The sequence below is a fragment of the Dictyobacter halimunensis genome (genome assembly GCF_036245075.1).
Map to the genome: position 1 here is coordinate 2,176,663 of NZ_BSRI01000001.1, position 20,808 is coordinate 2,197,470.

Sequence of the window (20,808 nt, forward strand, 5' to 3'; positions counted from 1 at the left end):
ACAGAGCCAATGCACACGAAAGATACGACACTATGACCAATGATATTACTATCCTGATCTGTGAAGACCAGACCTTGATGCGCCATGGCCTGCGCACGATCCTTGAACTGGAGCTGGGCATGAAGGTAATTGGTGAGGCGGCCGATGGGGAAGAGGCGGTCGCATCCTATCAAGCTTTACGTGCCAGAAATACAGCCCCGGATATTGTGTTGATGGATGTAGAGATGCCACGCATGAACGGCGTGCAGGCTACCACTGCGCTGATCGCCAGCCATCCGCAGGCCCACATCATTATCCTGACGACTTTCGACTATGAGGATTATGTGTTTGATGCTATCAAAGCCGGCGCCATGGGTTACCTGCTCAAAGATGTGCCAGCTACTGATCTGATGGCTACCATTCGCAAGGTACACTCCGGTGAACCCTTTATCCAGCCCAGGCTCGCCAACAAGCTGCTGATCGAATTTGGGCGCAAAGGGCGTAACCCCGCCAGGCCGCAATCTTACCATTCCTCAGATGATTTAAGTCCCCGTGAAATTGAGATTCTCAAGCTATTGGCCGAAGGTGCCAGCAATCGTAAGATAGCGGAGCAACTGGGACTGGCAGAAGGCACGGTCAAAAATCATGTCTCAAATATTTTGAGCAAACTTCAGATCGAGAATCGAACGCAGGCTGCCCACCTGGCACGTGAACGTAAGTTGTTCTGATACTTTGATGCTACATGCGATCAGGAATGCGCAGAGTTGAGAGAGGAAAAAGCACCATGAGCTCCGAAATAGAGACAGGTGATATTGTATTTTATCGTTCTTTTAATCGGACAATGCTGGGCTTCGTTATTCTATGTTTTTTCTATCTATCCACCATAACTTCGATTGTACTTATAAGTGAGCCCGTTTATTGGCACGATTGGAGGGGGGGGCCTGCGTTGGACTTTCGATTGTTGCATTTCTTCTGTACGCAATTCACATCCTGTTCAAGAGCCCGCGCCAGCAGAGTTGGCCCCCATCCTTACCCTATGCCTTGTCTATATGGAGCGGCATGTATCTGTCGGTTTTCCTGCTCGTCTTAATTAATCGCAATTTCGTCTGGAATTTCTATATGGTCTTTGGCCTGTGTTTTGGCCTGTTTAGTTCCCGTCGCTTGCTTTTGATGGTGAGCCTGATTGCCCTTACCATCTTTGCGTTTCAAGGATTATTGGCATGGCCTGTAAATGCGGTAGGATTTTTCAATATTGTTAGCCAGGGACTGACTATTTATAGTCTTACGTGTATGAGTATGCTGTTCCAGAAACTGATTGCGGAACGTTTTACCCGCGAAAGACTCTTTCGAGAACTTCAACATACCAACACCCGGTTAGAGGAGGCCCACCGGCGTCTGGAACAATCGGTGGCGCAGGAGCAGGAACTGGCGGTCTTGCGTGAGCGGACGCGGCTGGCGCGCGAGATGCATGATACGCTGGGCCACGCACTGGTGCTGATCGCTGTCAAATTGGAGGCGGCGCAGCGCCTGCGTGAGCGCGATCCCAACCGCTGTAATCAGGAGTTGGAATCTACTAAAGCTATTGCGCGCGAGAGCATGGCGGGTCTGCGCGCCAGTATTGCTGACTTGCGCTCACCGGTGCTGGAGCATGAACGCTTTCAGCAGGTTCTTGAGCGTTCGGTGAGCGAATTGAGGCGACGTGCTGGTTTGCATGTGACCTACACCCTGGAAACAGATGTGACCAGCTTGCCTGAAGCATTAGAAGAGGTGCTATGGAAGGTGAGCCAGGAGGCACTGACAAATATTGAGAAGCATGCCGATGCTACACATGTTGATCTGCGTATCGGCCAGCAAGGGGATCAATTAACGTTGCTGATTCATGATGATGGGATTGGCCTGCCCGGTGCTTACTACAAATATCGTGAGGATGGTCACCTTGTCTGCCTGAGTCCGCAGGGGCATTATGGGTTACGGGGTATGTTTGAGCGCGTCGAGCATGCTGGAGGACGATTCGCTGTGCGTTCGACGCCCGGTGGGGGCACAAGCATAGAAGTTACGTTGCCGATCATGGCTGTAGAGAATCAAGTTGATAGCAAAAAAGCACAGGAGACGCAGCTATAAGCTGATCATGTGCTTTTTTATGTTCGTCTCGTATCCGTATTTATGAGAGGTGCAGCAGCTCTCTCTGCGTGTGCGCGTTGATGGCTACGTTAGTGTGATGACTCGAGCAATGTACGCAATAGGAATGTAGCACCGAACTGTGGTTACGCTTGATCGCGCAGGCGTGGCGGCTGCAGATAATCTTGCCGCAATCCATACAGGACTGGCTATTCCACCATTTTAATGGGGCATTGCAAAGGGCGCATGTATGTTCACCACGTAATTGCTTCATCGTTCTCTTCTCCCTTGAACGAGCGCTATCAACTTATACATTTAAGCCTGGCGATATATAAAAGCGTCAAACTGTATATAAAATATCATCTCATTGCTGTTATCTATCGGTCACTTGATGAGAAGTGTTAGCACATGCTAATATCCGACGGATCTACTAAGATATTAGCACGTACTAACACCGAAGTCAATATTAATTGTAACGAAAAGTTGCTATTGCCTGCAATAATACTATCTCAATTAGTGAGATCTTTATTGAAGCGCAGATAGGTATGGCCATCTCTTACCGCGTTGCCCGCCGCCGCGAAGCCTGCTCGCGTAACTACTCCGATGGATTGGGTGTTGTCGGGTTCTACCATGGCATATAGCCGTCGAAATCCAGCGCTCCGGGCGCTTTCGCAGAGCGCTATCACCGCGTTGGTCATGATACCACGGCTCTTGCTGCTGGCCCAGTAACCTATCTCCGCTTCATCGGCATTATTGGATTTGATATCGATGGCGGCGGCGACATGGTCCAGGGGATCAAGGATGAGGAAGACGAACCAGCCGTGGTTGCGCCAGCCGTCCCGGGCCCAGCTGAAGAAGTAGCGGGCGTTCTCCACATTGTATGGCTGCCCCTGCAGTCGCTCGCGGAAGAGCCGGTTATAGAGCAATGGCTCATTGCAGATGGCGATGATCTCTTGTTGAAGCTCGGGGGGGTTGGGAAAGCTATCATCGATGGAGCGCAGACCATAGGGCTGGTTGTCTGGAAAATGTAAGACGATACGCCTGAACGGGGCAAAAAAGTTTGCGGTTGTCATCTAACGGTCCCTTCTCGTTGTGGTTGAGTATCTGACTATTCTACTCTTCCGTACCACATATGAAAAGTCTTTTTTATCCTGGAGTGCCGTTCGATGAAAAAATCTAAACAACTGGACCAATATGTCTCTTTAGTGGGTGAAGATATCCTAAATGTTATCTACGAGAAGGCATCAAAGTTACGTGGATTGCATATACTGCATATCAATACTACTGCGAAGGGTGGCGGTGTGGCGGAGATTCTGGAAGGTTTGGACCCGATCGCGCACGAGTTTGGATTTACCCAGAGCAGAAAAGTCATCCAGCTGGATGAGAGCACCAGCCATTTTATATCCCACCTGGTGGATATGCTGCAGGGGAGCGAGCCGGGAGAGATTTCAGACAGGGAACGTGATCGGTTTTTAGACTGGCTCGGTCAGTCCAGACTGTCCAAACATGACGATCACGCTGATGTCTACGTGGTGCACGACTACCAGCTCGCCCCGCTGGCCCAGCTCTATCCGTGGCTACGACCGGCTATCTGGTTCTGTCATGTCGATACCGCCCAACCCAATCCACACGCTAAAAGCTACATACAGGATTTTCTGGATGCCTATGAGCTCTGCGTTTTTAATAGCGCGCCATCGGTTTTTCCCGAGATCCGGCCAGAGCGGGCCCACGTGATGACACTCGGAATCGATCCATTCCGACGCAAGAATGCTCCGCTGGAGCATGAGCGTGGGTTACAGCTCTTACACAAATGTGGTATCGACGTTCGGCGTCCACTCATCACCCAGGTGGCGCGCTTCGATCGTTGGAAAGATCCCTGGCAGGCAGTCGATGCGTATCGCCTGGTGAAACAGCAGATGCCAGAGGTCCAGCTCGCCTTTGTTGGCGCGATGGAGGCGACCGATGACAAGGGGGCGGTCGAGGTGCTGCACGATCTGCAGCGCTATGCGGGAGATGATAAAGATGTTCACCTGCTGTCCGACCCTGCCGTTATCGGCGATGATGAGGTTAATGCCTTCCAGCGCTATTCAAGCGTGATCCTGCAGCGCTCAACGCGCGAGGGCTTTGGCCTGACGGCGACGGAGGCGATGTGGAAAAATCAGCCAGTCATAGGTACATCAGCAACCGGCCTGAAGATTCAACTGGTCGATGGAGAGAACGGTTATATCGTGGATGATACGCAGTCCTGTGCTGAACGTACGCTGGAACTTCTGCGAGACCGTGATCGCTGGCATCAGTTGGGACGCAATGCGCACGAGCATGTACGCAAACACTATCTTCTTCCCATGATGGTGCTTAGCTATCTGGATGCCCTGGAAAAGGTGCATCAGCGCTCACTTCAACCGTCAGGCGTTGAGCAATCCTCCAGGTCAAGTGATAGTGCGGCCGCTGATTAACTATTACCCCCTGCTGGGGCCGTTTGTAGTACGAGAACACTATTTTGCCGGAAACCCTCGGAGCGAGGTTGTTTCCGGCAAAATAGTGGATATTGATAGCTGCTCTAACTAGCGGCGATCCCGGGAATCACATTCACAGTAGGTGAATGTATTGGAACAGGATGGGCAGTAGTACTGCAGGTTGCCGTCGTCATCCGTCTCGGGTATCACCTCTTCCAGGTCAGTAAGTAAAATGCCTTCTTCTTGATCATAGGGACATGTCTGATACTTAATGCGCTCTAGATTCATGACGTTCTCCCTTATTGATGTTGCTTGCCTCGCCACAATGTAAGCTTCCGCGAGGTGATATTCTTCAACCGTCCAAGCGCGAAACCCTGTTTCATCGCTTTCAATGGTGACTTTATATGATGTTTTTCATATCCTCAATTTTTGGTACCATTTGCCCATGAAGTACTACCTTCTATCAGCGAAATCATAAATATAAAAAATTGTATCTCTTGTTGGCTGGACTTCCGTATACTTTATTAGAATATAGAATAAGTGTTCTATATGGAAATGTATCTGACATCCCTCTTTTCTGGCGCATGAGAGCCCCCGCACGCGCGTCCGCTGCGTGGCCGCACTTATTTTTTGGTGTTGATGCATCGCGGGCGCGTCCGCGATGCATCAACACCAAACGGACCCGTGAGTACCGCAAGTGCGAAACCTCATGCGGGCAGCAGAGATGATCCTGGGAGTCAGGCACGTTTTGACGTAGTAGCGCAGTGGGGGCGCATCCGCGCCCGCGATGCATCAACACCAAACGGACTCGTGAGCACCGCAAGTGCGAAACCTCATGCGGGCAGCAGAGATGATCCTGGGAGTCAGGCACGTTTTGACGTAGTAGCGCAGTGGGGGCGCATCCGCGCCCGCGATGCATCAACACCAAACGGACTCGTGAGCACCGCAAGTGCGAAACCTCATGCGGGCAGCAGGCGATGATCCTGGGAGTTAGACACGCTCTGACGTAGTGGTGCAGTGGGGGCGCATCTGCGCCCTCACTGCACCACTACAAACCAGCGCGGCTGCGCAGCGGACGCGCGTGTGGGGGCGCTCACGTATCCCTACGATGACGGGAGTCAGACACGCGCTGGTTTGACATAAAGAGTTGATTACTGTAGTTCTGTTTTACGTTTGAAACCATATAGTGTGTTTCTCTTTAGAGAAAGTGGAACACGATGAACTGGCCTGTATCGGCCCTTAAATAGTACATTCTACTCATAAATGAGTAGTAAAATATAAAAAAGCCCGTAAAAATGTTAGAGTAATATTAATGGAATGATAATAGGTGGCCCGTATTGTCTCCCGATGTATAGCTGCTTTCGTATTATTCTCTACATAGTAGTGCTGTCTGATATATAGAAAGACGCAATATTGGTTTGTTGGATTTGGAATATGAAATATTGGTAGTGCTGTTCGGCGAGTACATGTTGGACAGATGTAGTCCTGATTGTGAATATGCTGAACAATTACATGGGAAATACAGATGATACGTGTATTGATGGGTCGGCCGTTGTTGCCTAGCAGGAAAGAAGTGGGACGATGACAAAGCATTTACATAAGCCGGTGCCGCTGAAGATGGTTAGTGCCTGCCTGGCGGGCGTACAGTGCCGCTATAACGGCAAGGCGAAAACGGTTCCGATGCTGAAGAACATGGTGCAGCGAGGCGATGCCATCGCCCTGTGCCCTGAACGGCTGGCAGGGCTGGCTACGCCACGACGGCCGGCCGAAATAGTGGGCGGAGATGGCTATGCGGTTCTGGATGGCAAGGCACGCGTGTACAACGATCGTGGCGAGGATCTGACCGGCGCTTTCATTATGGCCGCGTATAGAACTTTACACATATTACAGGCGGCCGGTATCAGCGAGGTGGTGCTGAAGGAGGGGAGCCCTTCCTGTGGCAGCCGGGAAATTTATGATGGAACTTTTTCAGGCACCAAAAGAGATGGCGTCGGCGTCACGACCGCGCTCCTGCTGCGTTCGGGTATCCGGGTCTACTCTGAACAGACGCTTCTGGGCGATTCTCAACCTGAGCCGATTTTGAGCAAGATGTAGCTCTTGACCTCTCTGGTAATCAGCGGCAATAGCAGCGATGCATAGATGCGGTCATCCGATCTCCTATCGCTCTTTGCCGCTGGCGTTCTCCTGTATTTCTTCACACTTGCTCCCTCCTGATGTGTCTTTCTTTGTTACTCCCGATGTGATGGGATCGTGATGTGTGCATAGATACGTGCTGTCATATTTGTGTTATAAAGAAATGTATCCAGAGTTAGAAAAAAGTGGCTTAAAGTCGGTCCCTGGTAAGCAACTGACTGTAAGGGGACTTTTAGATATCTTCGGAGGCTGGTTGTATCTATGACTCAAACAAAAGCATATGCTTTAGCTACAGAAACAAAAGAGGACGAGGTCAGGCGTCTGACCGAAAAACTGGGGACGCTGGTAAATCTGCGCGCCATTAATACTACGCTCGACGAGGTGCCGCTGGCGGAACTGCGCGATGTGGAGGTTCTGCTGCCTTTTATCCATTCTAAAGTTGGTCCGACCGAGCTCGATGCGATGCCCAATTTGAAGATCATTGCTACGCGATCGACGGGCTTTGACCATATCGATTTGAACGAGACCGAGGAGCGTGGCATAACGGTTTGTAATGTGCCGGGCTATGGCGAGACCGCGGTTGCCGAGTATACGTTTGCTCTCCTGCTGAATATTTCGCGTAAGGTTCACCTGGCCGATTCGCGTACCAAGCGTGGCGACTATACCCTTGAGGGGTTGCGCGGCTTTGATCTCTATGGGCGCACGATCGGCGTGATCGGTGCGGGTGCCATTGGCCTGCGGGTAATCCGTATCGCGACCGGCTTTGGGATGCGTGTGTTGGTCTATGATGAAGTCCAGCGTAAGCGCAATCGCTTGCTGGCCGAGGTGCTGGGCTTTAACTTTGTGCAGCTGGACGAGCTATTGAGGGAAGCTGACGTGGTGACCCTGCACGCGCCGAGCTTGCCCAGCACGTATCACATGATTAATCGTGAGGCTCTATCGAAAATGAAGCGTGGGTCGTATCTGGTTAATACCGCCCGTGGTACGCTGGTGGATACCCACGCGGTCGCCTGGGCTCTGGATACAGGTATTCTGGCGGGCGTGGGCCTGGATACCTTTGAGGGCGAGGAATTTCTGCAGCGCGAGGAAGAACTGCTGGGAGAGAGCGGCGCCGAGGAGAAGTTGCGCATGCTGGTACAAAATAATATGCTGCAGCGCCGTCCCAACGTTATTATTACCCCCCATATGGCCTTTAACTCCAATGAGGCGCTGCTGCGCATTCTAGATACCACCATTGAAAACGTGCAGGCCTTTCTGACTGGTGATCCACAGAACGTGGTTCGACCTCGCAGATAAGAACACATAATTTAGCAGGTAGAGTAACGCGGTGAGCGGGTGCCCATGCACCCGCTCACCGCGTTACTCTACCTGCTAAATTATGTGTAGCCCATAAGTACGTGGAGAAATGATTTTCTGCAACCTTCGCCGTTTATCTGGTTATAAAGAGAATAAGGATAGATATAATGGATAGGATAAGATTATAGTATACCGCATGCCTCTTTTAGATACTCTCTGTGCCCGATTGTTCTTTCCATGGTGAAAGGAGCAAAGGATTGCTTAAGATGTATTTATTCCCGCGGCTATTAAAACAATTGCCTCTTGATGGTGCCTGGCGTCTATGCGCCTTGAGCTCTTTGTTATGCCTGGTTGTTTTAATGTCTGGCCTGTTAGTGCCATTTCATCAAATCGCTCTATCTTTACTGATTATCTCTGTGGCGTCTCTAGCCTGGTATTTTCACCTCCCCTTTCCTTATCTCTGTGTTGGTGGCGTCATCTGCGCGCTGCTCTTATTTTTGATCTGGATGATGACTCTGTTCTGGCCCCGGTTGCTGCCGCTGAATGTGCTGCTTGAGATCGCATCATTTTTTTTGGCGGCGTTCGTGGTAAGCTGTATCCGCACCGCCTTTAACGCCGTCCAACTCGCGCACCACAAAACCGAGCTGGCGGAACAACAACTGGCACTGGCGGCCGCCCGGCACCAGCGCCTCAACGATCTCAAAGATCAATTCTTGCTGAATGTAAGTCATGAGTTGCGCACCCCGCTCACCGAGGTCAAGGGCTACCTGGAGCTCTTGCGCGAAAATTACCCGCAGCTCGATGCGGATAGCGCCGCGAACTTTCTTGACCATGCGTGCCATGGATGCGGCGAATTAGAGTCACTGATCGATAATATCCTTGAAGCTACGCAACTGGACATCAGTATATCCTCTGCTGATATAGCTGTTATTTCGCTGGCCGAAATTGCTCAAGGGGTGATTGATCGGCTGGATAGTCAGCAGCACGAGATACAACTGGATATCTCTGATGACCTGGCCGCGCGTGCCAGCCGCCAGCAATTGGAGCGCGTACTGCACAACCTGCTATCGAATGCGATCAAATATTCACCGGCCGATACCAGGATAACGGTGAGCGCCACCTTGATCTCTAACCGGCTACCTGCCTGTCCTGATATCTGTATCCGGGTACAGGACATGGGAGAGGGTGTTCCGGCAGCCGATATGCCGATGCTTTTTCAGAAAGTAATGCGCCTGAAGCGTGATATGACCGGCTCGGTCCGTGGTACCGGTCTTGGGCTGTTTATCTGCAAACACCTGGTAGAAACAATGGGCGGACGCATATGGGTAGAAAGTACTGGTGTCCCGGGACAGGGCAGTTGCTTCTGCTTCACCCTTCCCGGTGTCCCCATCACCCTCCTCCCCCTATCCCTGACCACCTGATTAGCGTCTGCAGCAGCACGTTTGGCGTGGCGGCCAGGTGCCCAACCCTCTCTTATGCTTGCTGTTGGATCGGGTGCGCGTACCGCGCAACGCCAGCCGCCCAATCCTCTCTTCTGTTGATGGATGGGTCGCGTACCGCGCAGCAGCCAGCCGTCCAATCCTCTCTTCTGTTGATGGATGGGTCGCGTACCGCGCAGCAGCCAGCCGTCCAACCCTCTCTTCCGTTGATGGATCGGGTGCGCGTTCGCGCACCCGATCCATCAACCCAAAAATAGGGCGGCCGCCCGTGCGGGGGCGCTCAAGCTCCCATCAGCATAAGAGCTCAAACCAAAACCAGAAGGCAGGTCCCCGCTCTGGGGGCCTGCCTTCTATAGCATAGCATCGTAAAAAAGAACTGATATGTACTTATTTTAGACACCATTCATATGTATTTGTATTGAGAAGTTCCTTGAAGCCGCCTAGTAGCCCCACTTCCAGCCTCTCATAGTATCCTCGGCGACTGTTCTCCACCCACGGGCGGACGCCTCAGACTTGAGACCAGCCTGTTCGGCTAACTCGGCATCGCTAATATTCGGATTCTTCTTCAGAATTTGAATAATTTTGTCTGTAACCTTGTGCGTTGATGTTGACTTTTGTTCGGATGTGTTCACTACCAAACCTCCCTTACAATGCGGAATACCTTAAGAATAACAACGCTCTACAGGGATGTAACCGTACCACGTACGCTTTCTTTCCTTCCTGTCCGATGGCAGTTGGTGCGTATATTTAAAAGCACCTATGTAATAGGGCATAGGGGCATGTAATTTTTTCGTGGTACCCCTATTGTACAACTTTTGATGGCCGCTAGCCACTCTTTTCTCCCTTTTACCAAATTGGGTGAAAATTATTCAGGAATTGGGCGACACCACCGGTGGGTGCATCCGCACCCACCGGTGGTGTCGCCCAATTCCTGAATAAAAAAAGTGTGCATCCGCGTCCTTGCTTCACCGACACACCAATAGTCCCCAGCATTTACCGTGCTCAAAAGTTATTAAGCTCCCCAGCATCTACTGTGCCCAAAATTCTTAAGGGAGGTAGTGCGGCCGCGCACGCGGACGCCCGTGCGGGGGCGATCACGTACCCCTGTACGACAAAAATAAAAATATTCAAAAAAAAGCTTTTTAGTGACCAGAGACGATGGTAGTTCGTCAGAATAAGTGGGATGGACACTATAGAAAATCCATCTTGCTTGTTTTGAAGCTATGTCCTCGTTTTATCCATGTAAAATTGGGCCGGAATGGACCGGCAAGGAAGTGGGGAAGCATCAATATATGATTATAAAAATTATTCTGGTTCGCCAAGGCAGTAGATCAATGTAGTTCTTGCAGCAGTGTGGTTACTTGGTGTGCCCTCTTTGAAAAAAGAAGGAATCATCATGAACCTGTTCGGATTTTGGAAACGTCAATCTTTTGGAGCACCCGTAGAAGTTATTCAAGCCGCTTGTGATTTTTATGGCACCTCACCGGAACGTGTCCCGGCCGTCAAAGCTGAAAAGCTGAAGGCCCTTTCTGATAACGTCTGGGTAGTAAAATTGAACGAAAAGGCAAGTGCCGTGGTTGCCTACACACCCAAGGAAAAAGAGCATACCATTACCGCTCCCTGGTATGGTGAGTAAGTAGTCAAGGTACTTCTTAAGATAAAGCGACATTCACCTGGTCATCGGAACGATCCGATGGGCCAGGTTTTTTAATATAGGTTGGGGATGATGGTCAGATTGCGCAGTTGCGCAATCTGACCATCATCCCCAACCTATATTGGCTTTTTTCCGCCCTGATTAAGACGATATGTATTGTAATAGCAGGATCAACATATTATACATTTGCGTGCCGATTGGGGGAAGCTGGTATGGTGAAGAGTTTTAAGCGGGGCTGCTTTATTTTATGTCTCCTTGTGCTTGTGTTAACCGCGTGCCGGGGTCCGGCTTTTTTGCCTATGCTCGGTACTGATAGCGATGGCAGGATTACGATGACGCTCTGGTACTGGAATCGGGCCATCGATGATCGGCTGCTGGCCCAGGTGGAACGGCACTTCCCTCACGTGCGCTTTCAGGCGCTGAAGATCGGTGGGGGCTATGATGCGAAGCTGCGCACGGCCCTGGCCGGCCACGCGAATATACCGGATATCGTGGGCATCAATGCCAATATCGCTACCTATTTTCCTGATGCCGATCAATTCGCTGATCTGCGTTTGCTGGGAGTGAGCCGGATCAGCCAGGCGTACCTGGATTGGAAGTGGCAGCAAGGGATTGCCCCCGGTGGACGAGTGATCGCGCTGCCGATGGATACGGGCCCGACCGCTCTGTTCTATCGTGCCGATCTATTCAAGCGGGCCGGCCTGCCGTCCGATCCCGCTGCTGTGGCCGCGCGGCTGAAGACATGGGATGACTATCTCCAGGCGGGCGTGCGGATGCGACAGGCCACCGGTGGCAGGGTGCATATGTTTGATAACATCAACAATGTTTTTACGCAGATCATGGGTCAGAGCAGGCAGCAATATTTTGACGCGGCCAATCATTATATCGGGGATCAGCCGGCGGTCAGGCGGGCGTGGGATTACGCGGCCAGGGTTCACCAGCTGGATCTGAGCGCGAAGGCGACCTCATATTCGACCGATTGGAGCGCCGCCATCAGCAATAGCTCGATTGCGTCCTTCGTGGGCGCGGTCTGGATGAAGCATCGCCTGAAGGATGCTGGTCCAGAGACGGCCGGCCTGTGGCGCATCGCCCCGGCTCCCGGTGGACCTGGCAATGCTGGCGGCTCGTTCCTGGCCGTGACGGCGGCCTCGCCGCATCCACAACTGGCCTTTGCTATCGCCAGTTGGTTGATGTCGGCCCGCAATCAGCTCACAGCCTACCTTGACACCGGACTCTATCCCTCCGCGCGTGCCAGCCTGGATAGCCCTCAATTACAGCGTCCCGAACCATTTTTCGGGGGACAGGTGACCACGAAGATCTTTAGCCAGGCGGCGGCCAATGTTCAACCGGTGCCGAATAGTCCCGATGCCGATGTGGTACAAAACGTGCTGCAGCGCGGGCTGACCCTGATTGAGATGCAGAACATGAATGCGCAGGCGGCCTGGAACGCGGCCCAGCAGCAGGTACAGCGAGAGCTCTCTCATTAGTCTTGTGAGCGGAAAGGAGTGCCGGGTTATGAATGTGATGAGTCGTCCACCGGTGATGGCGCCGCCTCCGGTGCCCGTTTCCGCGCCCAGGTCCCGCCGGAAGAGCGAGCTACTCCGTAGCTTGCCCCTGTACCTGTCGGTGGCCCCGTTCTTTGTGCTATTCGCCATCTTTGGCCTGTTCCCGCTGGCCTTCTCCCTCTATCTCTCCTTTCAGAAATGGGATGGCATCGGGCCAATGCGCTTCGTGGGCTGGAATCAGTTCGCTTACCTGCTGACAGATAGCTATTTCTGGCAGGCGATCGTCAATACGCTGGAGATCTGGCTGCTGGCGACCTTTCCCATGATCTGCATATCGGTGGTGCTGGCCTTCTTGCTCTCCTCACCACTCGTCAAGGCCAGGGGCCTGTACCAGATCGCGTTTTTCCTGCCCCACATCACCTCGATCGTGGCTATCGCGCTCGTCTTTGGTTCGCTGTTCAGCAATCAGTTTGGCCTGCTCAATGCATTGTTGACCGCGCTGGGGCTGGGACGAGTAGCATGGCTGAGCCAGCCGTGGGGAATGAAGTGCGCGATCGCCGCGATGATCCTGTGGCGCACGATTGGCTATCACGCGCTGATCTTCCTGGCAGGTATTCAGAGTATTCCCTCCACCCTGTATGAGGCGGCACGCATCGATGGCGCGGGCTCACGGCAGATCTTCCTGAGTATCACGCTTCCGCTCCTGCGCCCCGTGATGCTGTTTACCGTCATCACCTCGACCATCAGCGGCATGCAGGTCTTCACCGAGCCACAGGTACTGCTGGGCAACGACGGTGGACCCGGCCGCGAAGGCATGACCATCGTACTCTATCTCTACCAGCAGGCCTTCGGCAGCTACCACTTCGGCTACGGAGCCGCCATCGGCTGGGGACTCTTCGTACTGATCGCCCTATTCTCCCTCCTCAACTGGCTCCTGTTCCAGCGATCCTAAGTAAATGTATGTGTCTGTTGGTGCAGGTCGCTATGCGACCTGCACCAACAGACACATACATTTACTTTTTTGAGCACCGTAGGTGCGTAGTGTCAAGGGCCGAAGGCACAAACCTCCAACCTCTTCGGCAGAAAGGAACACAAAACAGCATGATCGGATCATGGACCAAACACAAATATATCCTTAAAAAAACAGCCCCGCGCACGCGGACTAAAACAGCTCTCGCTGCACCTCATCTTGCTACTGGTCACAGCCATCTCATTCTTCCCATTTTACTGGCTGCTGGCTATGGCCACCAACAGGACCAGCGACATCTTCGCCTATCCACCCAGGTTAGCCTTTGGCTCCCGCCTGGTCGAGAATATCAGCAATGTGCTGACAAACATCGATTTCTTCGCAGCTTTCGCCAATACCGTGTTCGTGGCCGGCGTAGAGACCACGCTGGTGCTCTTCTTTTGCTCCCTGGCAGGCTTTACCTTCGCCAAATTTAGCTTTCGCGGTCGCAGACTGCTGTTCGTGCTGCTGCTCGGGACCATGATGATTCCTTCGCAGCTCTCAGCTGTGCCGTCGTTTGTGCTGATGGCGAGGCTGGGCTGGGTCGGCAGCTTTAAGGCGTTGATTGTGCCGGGCATGGTGAGCGCCTTTGGCGTGTTCTGGATGCGGCAGTACGCGGAATCAGCGGTGCCGGGCGAACTGGTGGATGCTGGACGCATCGATGGCTGCGGCCACCTGCGTCTCTACTGGCACGTGGCGCTGCCGATCTTGCGACCAGCCCTGGCCTTCCTGGGCATCTTTACCTTTATCCGTGTCTGGAACGATTATATGTGGCCTTTGATTATCCTCAATGATCCGGCTAAATATACCCTGCAGGTCGCGCTCTCGCAGCTTGACAACGTCTATGGCTCCGATTATGGTATGGTCATGGCTGGGACGCTGATGGCGACGGTACCTCTGCTCCTGGTCTTTTTAATTGGCAGCCGCCACTTTATCGCCAATATCGCCGTCGGCGCCCTGAAAGAGTAACACAATCAGCTATTGTCAGGAGGAATCTTCAACGCATGGAAGCATCTTTACTGGTCAGGCCGGCACGGCCCAATGAAGTCTCGTATATCGTTGATCTGATCGATCGTGTACAGCAGAGGCTGATCGACATGGGGAGCCTGCAGGTGATCGGTCCTATTCCGCAAGAGCAGGTCTGTGAGTATGTCGCGTCGCGCACGGCTTTTGTGCTCGAAGAAGACGGTGGCAACTTGCTGGGTAGCGTATTTGTCAGCCCTGTGACGGTTGAGACCTTTCCCTTCCTGGTGAAGTGGCAACTGGCGGATACATTGGAGCATCCGTGGTTTTTACGTACGCTGGCGCTTGAGCCAGCCCAGCAGGGACGCGGGCTCGGCCTGCAGTTTCTCATTGGATTGAAGAACCTGCTTGCCCGGTCGGATCCCCGTGCCATGATCTTTCTGGATTGCTGGGCGGCCAATACCAATCTGCGCGCTTTCTATACCCGCGCCGGCTTCAAGCTCCACGGCGTCTTCCCCGAGCATGACTACAGCGTGGCCGTCTTTACCTCTCCCGTTGTATAGGCGCATGGTTCTCACAATGTTGCCCTCGCGTGTTGATGTTATGCCGACAATCATTTTGCATTCGCAGCGAAATATTTAACATCATAGCATTTTTGCCGCTACATTTTATATCACAGGTGAGTTATTCGTCTTTAAGGATAGAGTTCGATGGCATGTATTGTGTTCGATAGCATTTGATGGTATTCGATGGTGTTTGTCAATGATGTGGGACATTTACAATAGCACCAGATAGTATGTATAGAACAAAAGTTCCAATAGCGGTTTTGTGTGTGGCACAGAAATGAGGACAACTAATGAATGCGTACCCTCCAAAAGAGCATCAATGTAAGCATGGCCATGGTAAGGGAGTATTACTGGTAGATATCGAAACCGAGACCAGGCCGGTTCTCGACACCCATGGTCACTGGCAATATTATTGCCTGCATGGGCGTCATGTATTCGCGGTACGGCCGGCCATGGCCGAGAGCGCGGAAGAGGAAAAGCAAAAAGTTATCAGCATGGCTTAACCGATGCCTCCTCCCTTCTACTTCATCAACATCATGATGTGACTATAGGGCGCTTTGATCCTATAGTTTACATGCCTCGTTATGCCTCCGATCTGCTTTTTTCATCGGCACATCCAGATATGTTGCTATACGCGTATCATATATAAATATATAAAGTATGTGCCTTAAAACCGTAAGTTTCGCGCCTGTGGCGCTCAATTGGTTTTTTGTTGGTGCAATACCGGGGCGGGTGCAGTCGCACCCGCCCCGGTATTGCACCAACAAAAAAACGAATGTGGCCGTGCACACGGGCGCCTGTGTGGTGACGCTCACGTACCTCTGTAAGACGAGGGAAAGACACATTCTAATGCGGAGGTCACAATGCTCAAGCAGGACCCAAATATCTGGCGCTTACGCATCGAGTCTGTTATATATCTCTTGCTCATTGGTAGTTTTCTATGGAGTGTCTTCAATAATTTATTTCATGGGGAAAATGCTGAAAACACTACATTAATTGCTAGCCTTCTCTATTCAGTGGCCTTTTTATATGCGCTTTACAACGTATTTGTACGCCGTGAACGCTACTGGCGGCGCTTGAATTGGGTGCGACAGGATGCGGCTGATCACAATGCTTCTTACGCGGCGGCAAAGCAACCTGACATCGATGGATCTTCGCTAGATCTGCCTGCGACAATCACAACGCGTCCAGTGCGCTTTTATGGACTATTTTGTGCGTGCTGGGTATCGGGTCTGCCATCGCGTTGCTGGTCATCGCAATAATCACTATTATGCAGCAAGGTCAATTGGATATTGTGCAGTTCATCATTGGTATTATTTGCGTTCTGGCATTGGCAATATTGATAATAGTATGGATGTTATTCCTTGAGCCCTCCAACAATTATTGCCCGAAATTTGTCATCAATGATGAGGGGATAACGGCGCACTATTCGTTGCGCAGGGCTTCGCTGCACTGGAATGAGGCTCGGCTCTTTGCCAGTTATTATACTTACGGTAAACCTCTCTTTACTTCGTATATCCGTGTCAATGAGCTCTCCGGCGAACACGCCTTTATTAGCTGGTCCTGGAGTGTTCTCAATAGCCCCTGGTGGTCCGTGCGCGTGAACGGACGGGCCGTCGATGCCGGCTATAGCAAGCTGTTTGTCAAACAGTTCAATCGGACTATTGTTGGACATAGCAAGTTGCCACTATGCGAGCTTGTCATTACCGGCATAAAGACGCCCGGAACTAATCCTGCGCGTCCACTGCATGGATCTTCATCTGTTCGGGAAAAAGGACATTCGTAGAGAACACAGCGCCCCAATCTGTTGTGCTTACCCAAATGCCGCCGCTGAAAGCCCCTGAGCTTGCAGCCACGGGGATGAAAGCGGCGTTCTTTGCGTTGCGGGCTGGGGCTTGGGAATACCCATAAGGAACGCATGTTCTTGACACGAAGCGTTTCTGGGCGTACACTGCTGGGGCAAGGAACCTGATCAACACGATCACTGAGCCATGAGGAAGGGATCACGTGAGCAACCTACGCACGTCCAAGCGCAAGCCCACGATCAGAACGAAACCATCCACGAGAACCTATCAGTTTCGGCTCTATCCCACGCGCAAGCAACAACGCGTGTTGGAGCACTGGTTGCGGCTGTGCTGTGAGACCTACAATGCCGCCCTTGATGAGCGCAAAAGCGCCTATCGGATGGCAGGGGTCTCGCTCTCGTTTGAAGATCAATGCGCCGAATTGCCCGCATGCAAAGCGGTGCGCCCCGATCTGGCTGAAGTGCCAGCCCAGGTCCTACAGGATGTGGTCAAGCGCGTGGATCTGGCCTTTCAAGCCTTCTTTGGGCGCGTGGCTCAGGGCAAGACTCCAGGCTTTCCGCGCTTCAAATCGAGTGGGCGGTATCATTCGTTGACCTTCAAGCAGTATGGCAATAGCTTCAAGATCCATCCGCAGGACCAGCACAAGCGAGGCATCCTGGAATTGGCCAAGCTCGGTTACATCAAAATGGTGCTGCATCGTGCGGTCATCGGAACGCCGAAAACCGCCAGTGTCAAACGCACGCCGACCGGCAAATGGTTCGTGAGTATCACGGTAGAGCTCTCAGAGCAGCAAGCCCAGCAGAAGCGCTTGCCGGTATGCGCGGAAGCCGTGGGCATTGATGTCGGTTTGCATTCCTTTGCGTACTTGAGTACCGAAGAAGCGATTGCCAATCCCCGCTTTTTCCGCCAGGAGGAGGCGAAACTGGCACGAGCCTCTCGCAAGCTGTCCCGGGCTGCCAAAGGTACCAATGCACGAGCGAAACGACGCAAGGTCGTCGCTCGCATCCATGAACGTATTGCCAATCGGCGCAAGAACTTTATTGAGCAGGAAGTCAGGAAGCTGGTCGCCCGCTTTGGGTTGATTGCCGTGGAAGCGCTCGTCGTGCGTAATATGGTCAAGAACCCGCGTTTGTCAAAGTCCATTGCCGATGCATCGTGGTCACAGTTTTTCATACGTCTGCAGGCCAAAGCGGAAGAAGCTGGGAGGCAGGTCGTGAAAGTGGACCCGGCGTATACATCTCAGACCTGCTCGGCTTGCCGATATCGGCAACCGATGCCGTTGTCAGTGCGGGTGTATGAGTGTCCCCACTGTGGTCTGGTCATCCACCGTGACCACAATGGGAGTCTCAATATCTTAGCGGAGGCGTTTCAAGCCTGTGGACGAGCAGGCCGAGTCATTGTGCGCCGTTGCGCTTTCATGGCCCCTACTGGAGCATCCAGTGTTACTAGGGCAAAGGTAACTAAAGCATCACCTGACCTTCGACCCGAAAGGGAACGGGGGGGACTGTAGCATGGTGAGAAAAGGCAATTGAGGGAGAATGTCCACTCCCGAGAAGGATTGTCAGCTAGGCCGTATATGGTTAGACCTGAAGGGTCGAACTCTCGGTGAGCCGGGGCTGTCGGCCACCCCTCTCGTAGGGACATTGTTACGGGAGACACGGGATTATTAGTTCAGGAATGACGAGCTAGTAAATGCCCTTCCTGTGGGCGCTCGTAGGGAGCGAGGAAACCACCCAAGAGAGGACCTAAGTACGGAGCGGGACCATGAAAGAACTACGGGATCGCCTAAACGCCGTGAGGCGCAAGGCGACGGAGGAGTCGCAGTACTCAAATGCTCACCGTAATGGGTGAGACACGGGGAAGGACTCTAGAGAACACATTCCACTTGAAAGGGGTTGACTTGGATGAGTCAAAAGATCCCAGAGAGACTGGAAGCTTTACGAAAGCTCAATAGTAGCAGACAGTGGGTAAACAATGATCTCTATAGGTTGATGTTCAAAGAAGACTTGTACATCATTGCCTACGAACGGATTAAATCAAAACCCGGAAACATGACTCCCGGAACAGACGGAGAGACCATTGACGGTTTCTCACTCTCAACCGTTAGGGAGATTATCGAAGCGATGAGATCCGAGTCATTCCGATTCCAACCCGTACGCCAGAGTTTCATACCAAAGGCCAACGGAAAAATGAGGAAACTCGGTATCCCAAGCGCCAAAGATAAAATCGTACAACAGGCTATCTACACGATCTTGGAGGCGATCTATGATAGCCCTCAAACTCCCTACTTCTGTGAAACGAGTCATGGATTCCGACCTAACCACAGTTGCCATACGGCCCTACGAGAAATCAGAGAAGCATGGTCAGCCGTCAATTGGTTCATTGAGGGAGACATACGCTCCTGCTTCGACGAAGTGGACCACCAAACCCTGGTCTCTATTCTGCGCAAAAAGATCAAGGATGAACGTTTTCTCAACCTCATCTGGAAACTCTTGAACGCAGGATACATGGACCTGCACGGAGCAAGAAAGGATAGTCTTGTTGGAACTCCACAAGGCTCAATTGCTAGCCCAATTCTCGCCAATGTGTATCTCCATGAACTGGATGAATTTGTAGAAACGCTACGCACAAAACGAGAAAAAGGCAAGGTAAAAGCCCGAAATCCTCTCTATCATCAACTCTCTGAAAAAAAACGGAGAATGGCGAAGCAAGGCAAAACCAGAACCCGTGAATTCAGAGAATTGGTAAAGCGCCTGCGCACGCTCCCATCAGTGGTAGTGGATGATCCACACTTCACTCGCCTCAAATACCTGAGATATGCCGACGACTGGATTATCGGACTCTGCGGAAGCCGAAAGCTCGCAGATGAAATCAAGCAGGAAATGAAGGACTTCCTGAAAGAGAAGCTCAAGCTCACTCTCAGTGAAGAGAAGACCCGTATAACCAATGCCAAGGCCGAAGAAGCATTCTTTCTAGGAACGATCCTCAAGATCGGGAACGGAGAAAATGCCAAGGTAACACTCTGCACCAGCCGATCAGGAAAGAAAGTCAAACGTCGATCCACCGGATGGGAAACGGTTATGGAAGCCCCAATGCCTAAACTCACCAAGAGATTAAGCGAGCGAGGCTTCTGTACAGCAGAAGGTTTCCCTATTGCAAAAGCAGGTTGGGCGTACCTGGACACAGACCAGATCATTAACCTGTACAGCAGTATCAACCGAGGCATACAGAACTACTACGCGTTCGTAGACAATTGGTCCAAACTCAGCCGCATCCAATATATACTCAGGTACTCGTTAGCAAAAACCCTGGCTATGAAGCATAAGATCTCACTTCCCAAAGTCTTCAAACGTTTTGGAAAGAATCTCACCATCGTCATCAAGGGAAAAGAGGGTAAGAAAGACAGAGAAGTCTCTTTCCACTCTAACCAGAACTGGTCTAAGGACAGGGATGCCTTCCAGGGCAGCACAGCTCCAAACGTAGATCGAGTACGAATGGCGACACAGATGAGAACACGATCCAAGCTAGGGTTGCCGTGCTGCATTTGTGGAGAAAGTGCAGAACAAATCGTAATGCACCATGTTCGGCATATACGGAAGCTCTCTCATCGAAGAGAACCAACAGGCTTCAACCGGATACTCCGAAAAATCAATCGAAAACAAATCCCTGTCTGCGGGAGCTGTCACGGGAAAATCCATCGAGGCGAATACGACGCAGTAAAGCTCACGGACCTGGCATACATCCCAAGCTAAAGAGAACGAAAAGTGTTCTTGGCGAGCCGTGTGCATGGAAATCGTGCCCGCACGGTTCTGAGGGAGACCGTTGGAAAAGGACCATATCTTCACGGTTCATGGACAAAAGGATATGGCACCTCGCTGGCGGTCTACC

The 20,808-nt window shown here is 52.0% G+C and carries 20 protein-coding genes; 17 read left to right on the top strand and 3 right to left on the bottom strand.

The features are described from left to right. Positions 1 to 32 precede the first annotated feature (32 nt). Positions 33 to 707 (top strand): response regulator, encoded by a 675-nt coding sequence (locus tag AABA21_RS08655; RefSeq protein WP_338248849.1) that lies wholly within the window; start codon positions 33 to 35, stop codon positions 705 to 707. A 331-nt stretch (positions 708 to 1,038) separates the two neighbouring features. After that, entirely contained in the window at positions 1,039 to 2,100 is a 1,062-nt protein-coding gene (locus AABA21_RS08660; protein WP_338248852.1) for a sensor histidine kinase, read from the top strand. 506 nt (positions 2,101 to 2,606) lie between these two features. Here the strand turns inward: AABA21_RS08660 and AABA21_RS08665 are convergent. After that, positions 2,607 to 3,170: a GNAT family N-acetyltransferase gene (locus AABA21_RS08665; RefSeq protein WP_338248855.1), complete on the bottom strand. Its 564-nt coding sequence runs from the start codon at positions 3,168 to 3,170 to the stop codon at positions 2,607 to 2,609. A 93-nt stretch (positions 3,171 to 3,263) separates the two neighbouring features. Between AABA21_RS08665 and AABA21_RS08670 the strand changes: the two genes are divergently transcribed. Continuing rightward, positions 3,264 to 4,553, top strand: a complete 1,290-nt coding sequence (locus AABA21_RS08670) for a glycosyltransferase (protein WP_338248857.1) — start codon at positions 3,264 to 3,266, stop codon at positions 4,551 to 4,553. Positions 4,554 to 4,661: 108 nt separating this feature from the next. On the opposite strand, the gene AABA21_RS08675 is transcribed toward AABA21_RS08670, so the two are convergent. Then, complete coding sequence (locus tag AABA21_RS08675) at positions 4,662 to 4,841, bottom strand: hypothetical protein (RefSeq protein WP_338248859.1); 180 nt, start codon at positions 4,839 to 4,841, stop codon at positions 4,662 to 4,664. Between the two features lie 1,293 nt (positions 4,842 to 6,134). Between AABA21_RS08675 and AABA21_RS08680 the strand changes: the two genes are divergently transcribed. The 4 genes from AABA21_RS08680 (at position 6,135) to AABA21_RS08695 (ending at position 9,678) form a co-directional block, all read left to right on the top strand. Next, positions 6,135 to 6,647, top strand: a complete 513-nt coding sequence (locus AABA21_RS08680) for a 2-thiouracil desulfurase family protein (protein WP_338248860.1) — start codon at positions 6,135 to 6,137, stop codon at positions 6,645 to 6,647. A gap of 300 nt (positions 6,648 to 6,947) precedes the next feature. Next, positions 6,948 to 7,982 (top strand): NAD(P)-dependent oxidoreductase, encoded by a 1,035-nt coding sequence (locus tag AABA21_RS08685; RefSeq protein WP_338248862.1) that lies wholly within the window; start codon positions 6,948 to 6,950, stop codon positions 7,980 to 7,982. A 266-nt stretch (positions 7,983 to 8,248) separates the two neighbouring features. Continuing rightward, positions 8,249 to 9,403, top strand: a complete 1,155-nt coding sequence (locus tag AABA21_RS08690) for a sensor histidine kinase (protein WP_338248864.1) — start codon at positions 8,249 to 8,251, stop codon at positions 9,401 to 9,403. 26 nt (positions 9,404 to 9,429) lie between these two features. Then, positions 9,430 to 9,678, top strand: a complete 249-nt coding sequence (locus AABA21_RS08695) for a hypothetical protein (protein ID WP_338248866.1) — start codon at positions 9,430 to 9,432, stop codon at positions 9,676 to 9,678. A 183-nt stretch (positions 9,679 to 9,861) separates the two neighbouring features. Here the strand turns inward: AABA21_RS08695 and AABA21_RS39320 are convergent, their stop codons facing one another. After that, on the bottom strand, positions 9,862 to 10,053 hold the full coding sequence (locus AABA21_RS39320; protein ID WP_126601175.1) for an AsnC family protein: 192 nt from the start codon (positions 10,051 to 10,053) through the stop codon (positions 9,862 to 9,864). Positions 10,054 to 10,817: 764 nt separating this feature from the next. On the opposite strand from AABA21_RS39320, the gene AABA21_RS08700 reads away from it, so the two are divergent. The 10 genes from AABA21_RS08700 to AABA21_RS08745 all read left to right on the top strand — a co-directional run bounded on the left by AABA21_RS08700 (position 10,818) and on the right by AABA21_RS08745 (position 20,672). Further along, positions 10,818 to 11,057 carry a hypothetical protein gene (locus AABA21_RS08700; protein ID WP_338248868.1) on the top strand — a complete coding sequence of 80 codons (240 nt, stop codon included), beginning with the start codon at positions 10,818 to 10,820 and terminating at the stop codon, positions 11,055 to 11,057. 230 nt (positions 11,058 to 11,287) lie between these two features. After that, the gene (locus AABA21_RS08705) at positions 11,288 to 12,562 is read left to right on the top strand and encodes an ABC transporter substrate-binding protein (protein ID WP_338248869.1); all 1,275 of its coding nucleotides are present in this window, start codon (positions 11,288 to 11,290) and stop codon (positions 12,560 to 12,562) included. Between the two features lie 28 nt (positions 12,563 to 12,590). Beyond that, positions 12,591 to 13,532: a carbohydrate ABC transporter permease gene (locus AABA21_RS08710; protein ID WP_338248871.1), complete on the top strand. Its 942-nt coding sequence runs from the start codon at positions 12,591 to 12,593 to the stop codon at positions 13,530 to 13,532. Between the two features lie 237 nt (positions 13,533 to 13,769). Beyond that, positions 13,770 to 14,555 carry a carbohydrate ABC transporter permease gene (locus AABA21_RS08715; protein ID WP_338248873.1) on the top strand — a complete coding sequence of 262 codons (786 nt, stop codon included), beginning with the start codon at positions 13,770 to 13,772 and terminating at the stop codon, positions 14,553 to 14,555. Between the two features lie 35 nt (positions 14,556 to 14,590). Beyond that, positions 14,591 to 15,112 carry a GNAT family N-acetyltransferase gene (locus AABA21_RS08720; protein ID WP_338248876.1) on the top strand — a complete coding sequence of 174 codons (522 nt, stop codon included), beginning with the start codon at positions 14,591 to 14,593 and terminating at the stop codon, positions 15,110 to 15,112. A gap of 293 nt (positions 15,113 to 15,405) precedes the next feature. Next, complete coding sequence (locus AABA21_RS08725; protein WP_338248878.1) at positions 15,406 to 15,618, top strand: hypothetical protein; 213 nt, start codon at positions 15,406 to 15,408, stop codon at positions 15,616 to 15,618. 360 nt (positions 15,619 to 15,978) lie between these two features. Then, positions 15,979 to 16,377, top strand: coding sequence for a hypothetical protein (locus AABA21_RS08730; RefSeq protein WP_338248879.1), 399 nt, complete (start codon positions 15,979 to 15,981; stop codon positions 16,375 to 16,377). Continuing rightward, on the top strand, positions 16,332 to 16,901 hold the full coding sequence (locus AABA21_RS08735) for a hypothetical protein (protein ID WP_338248882.1): 570 nt from the start codon (positions 16,332 to 16,334) through the stop codon (positions 16,899 to 16,901). The genes AABA21_RS08730 and AABA21_RS08735 overlap by 46 nt, the downstream gene beginning before the upstream one ends. A gap of 221 nt (positions 16,902 to 17,122) precedes the next feature. Continuing rightward, complete coding sequence (locus AABA21_RS08740) at positions 17,123 to 18,430, top strand: RNA-guided endonuclease InsQ/TnpB family protein (protein ID WP_338248884.1); 1,308 nt, start codon at positions 17,123 to 17,125, stop codon at positions 18,428 to 18,430. 394 nt (positions 18,431 to 18,824) lie between these two features. Continuing rightward, entirely contained in the window at positions 18,825 to 20,672 is a 1,848-nt protein-coding gene (locus AABA21_RS08745) for a group II intron reverse transcriptase/maturase (RefSeq protein ID WP_338248886.1), read from the top strand. Positions 20,673 to 20,808 lie beyond the last annotated feature (136 nt).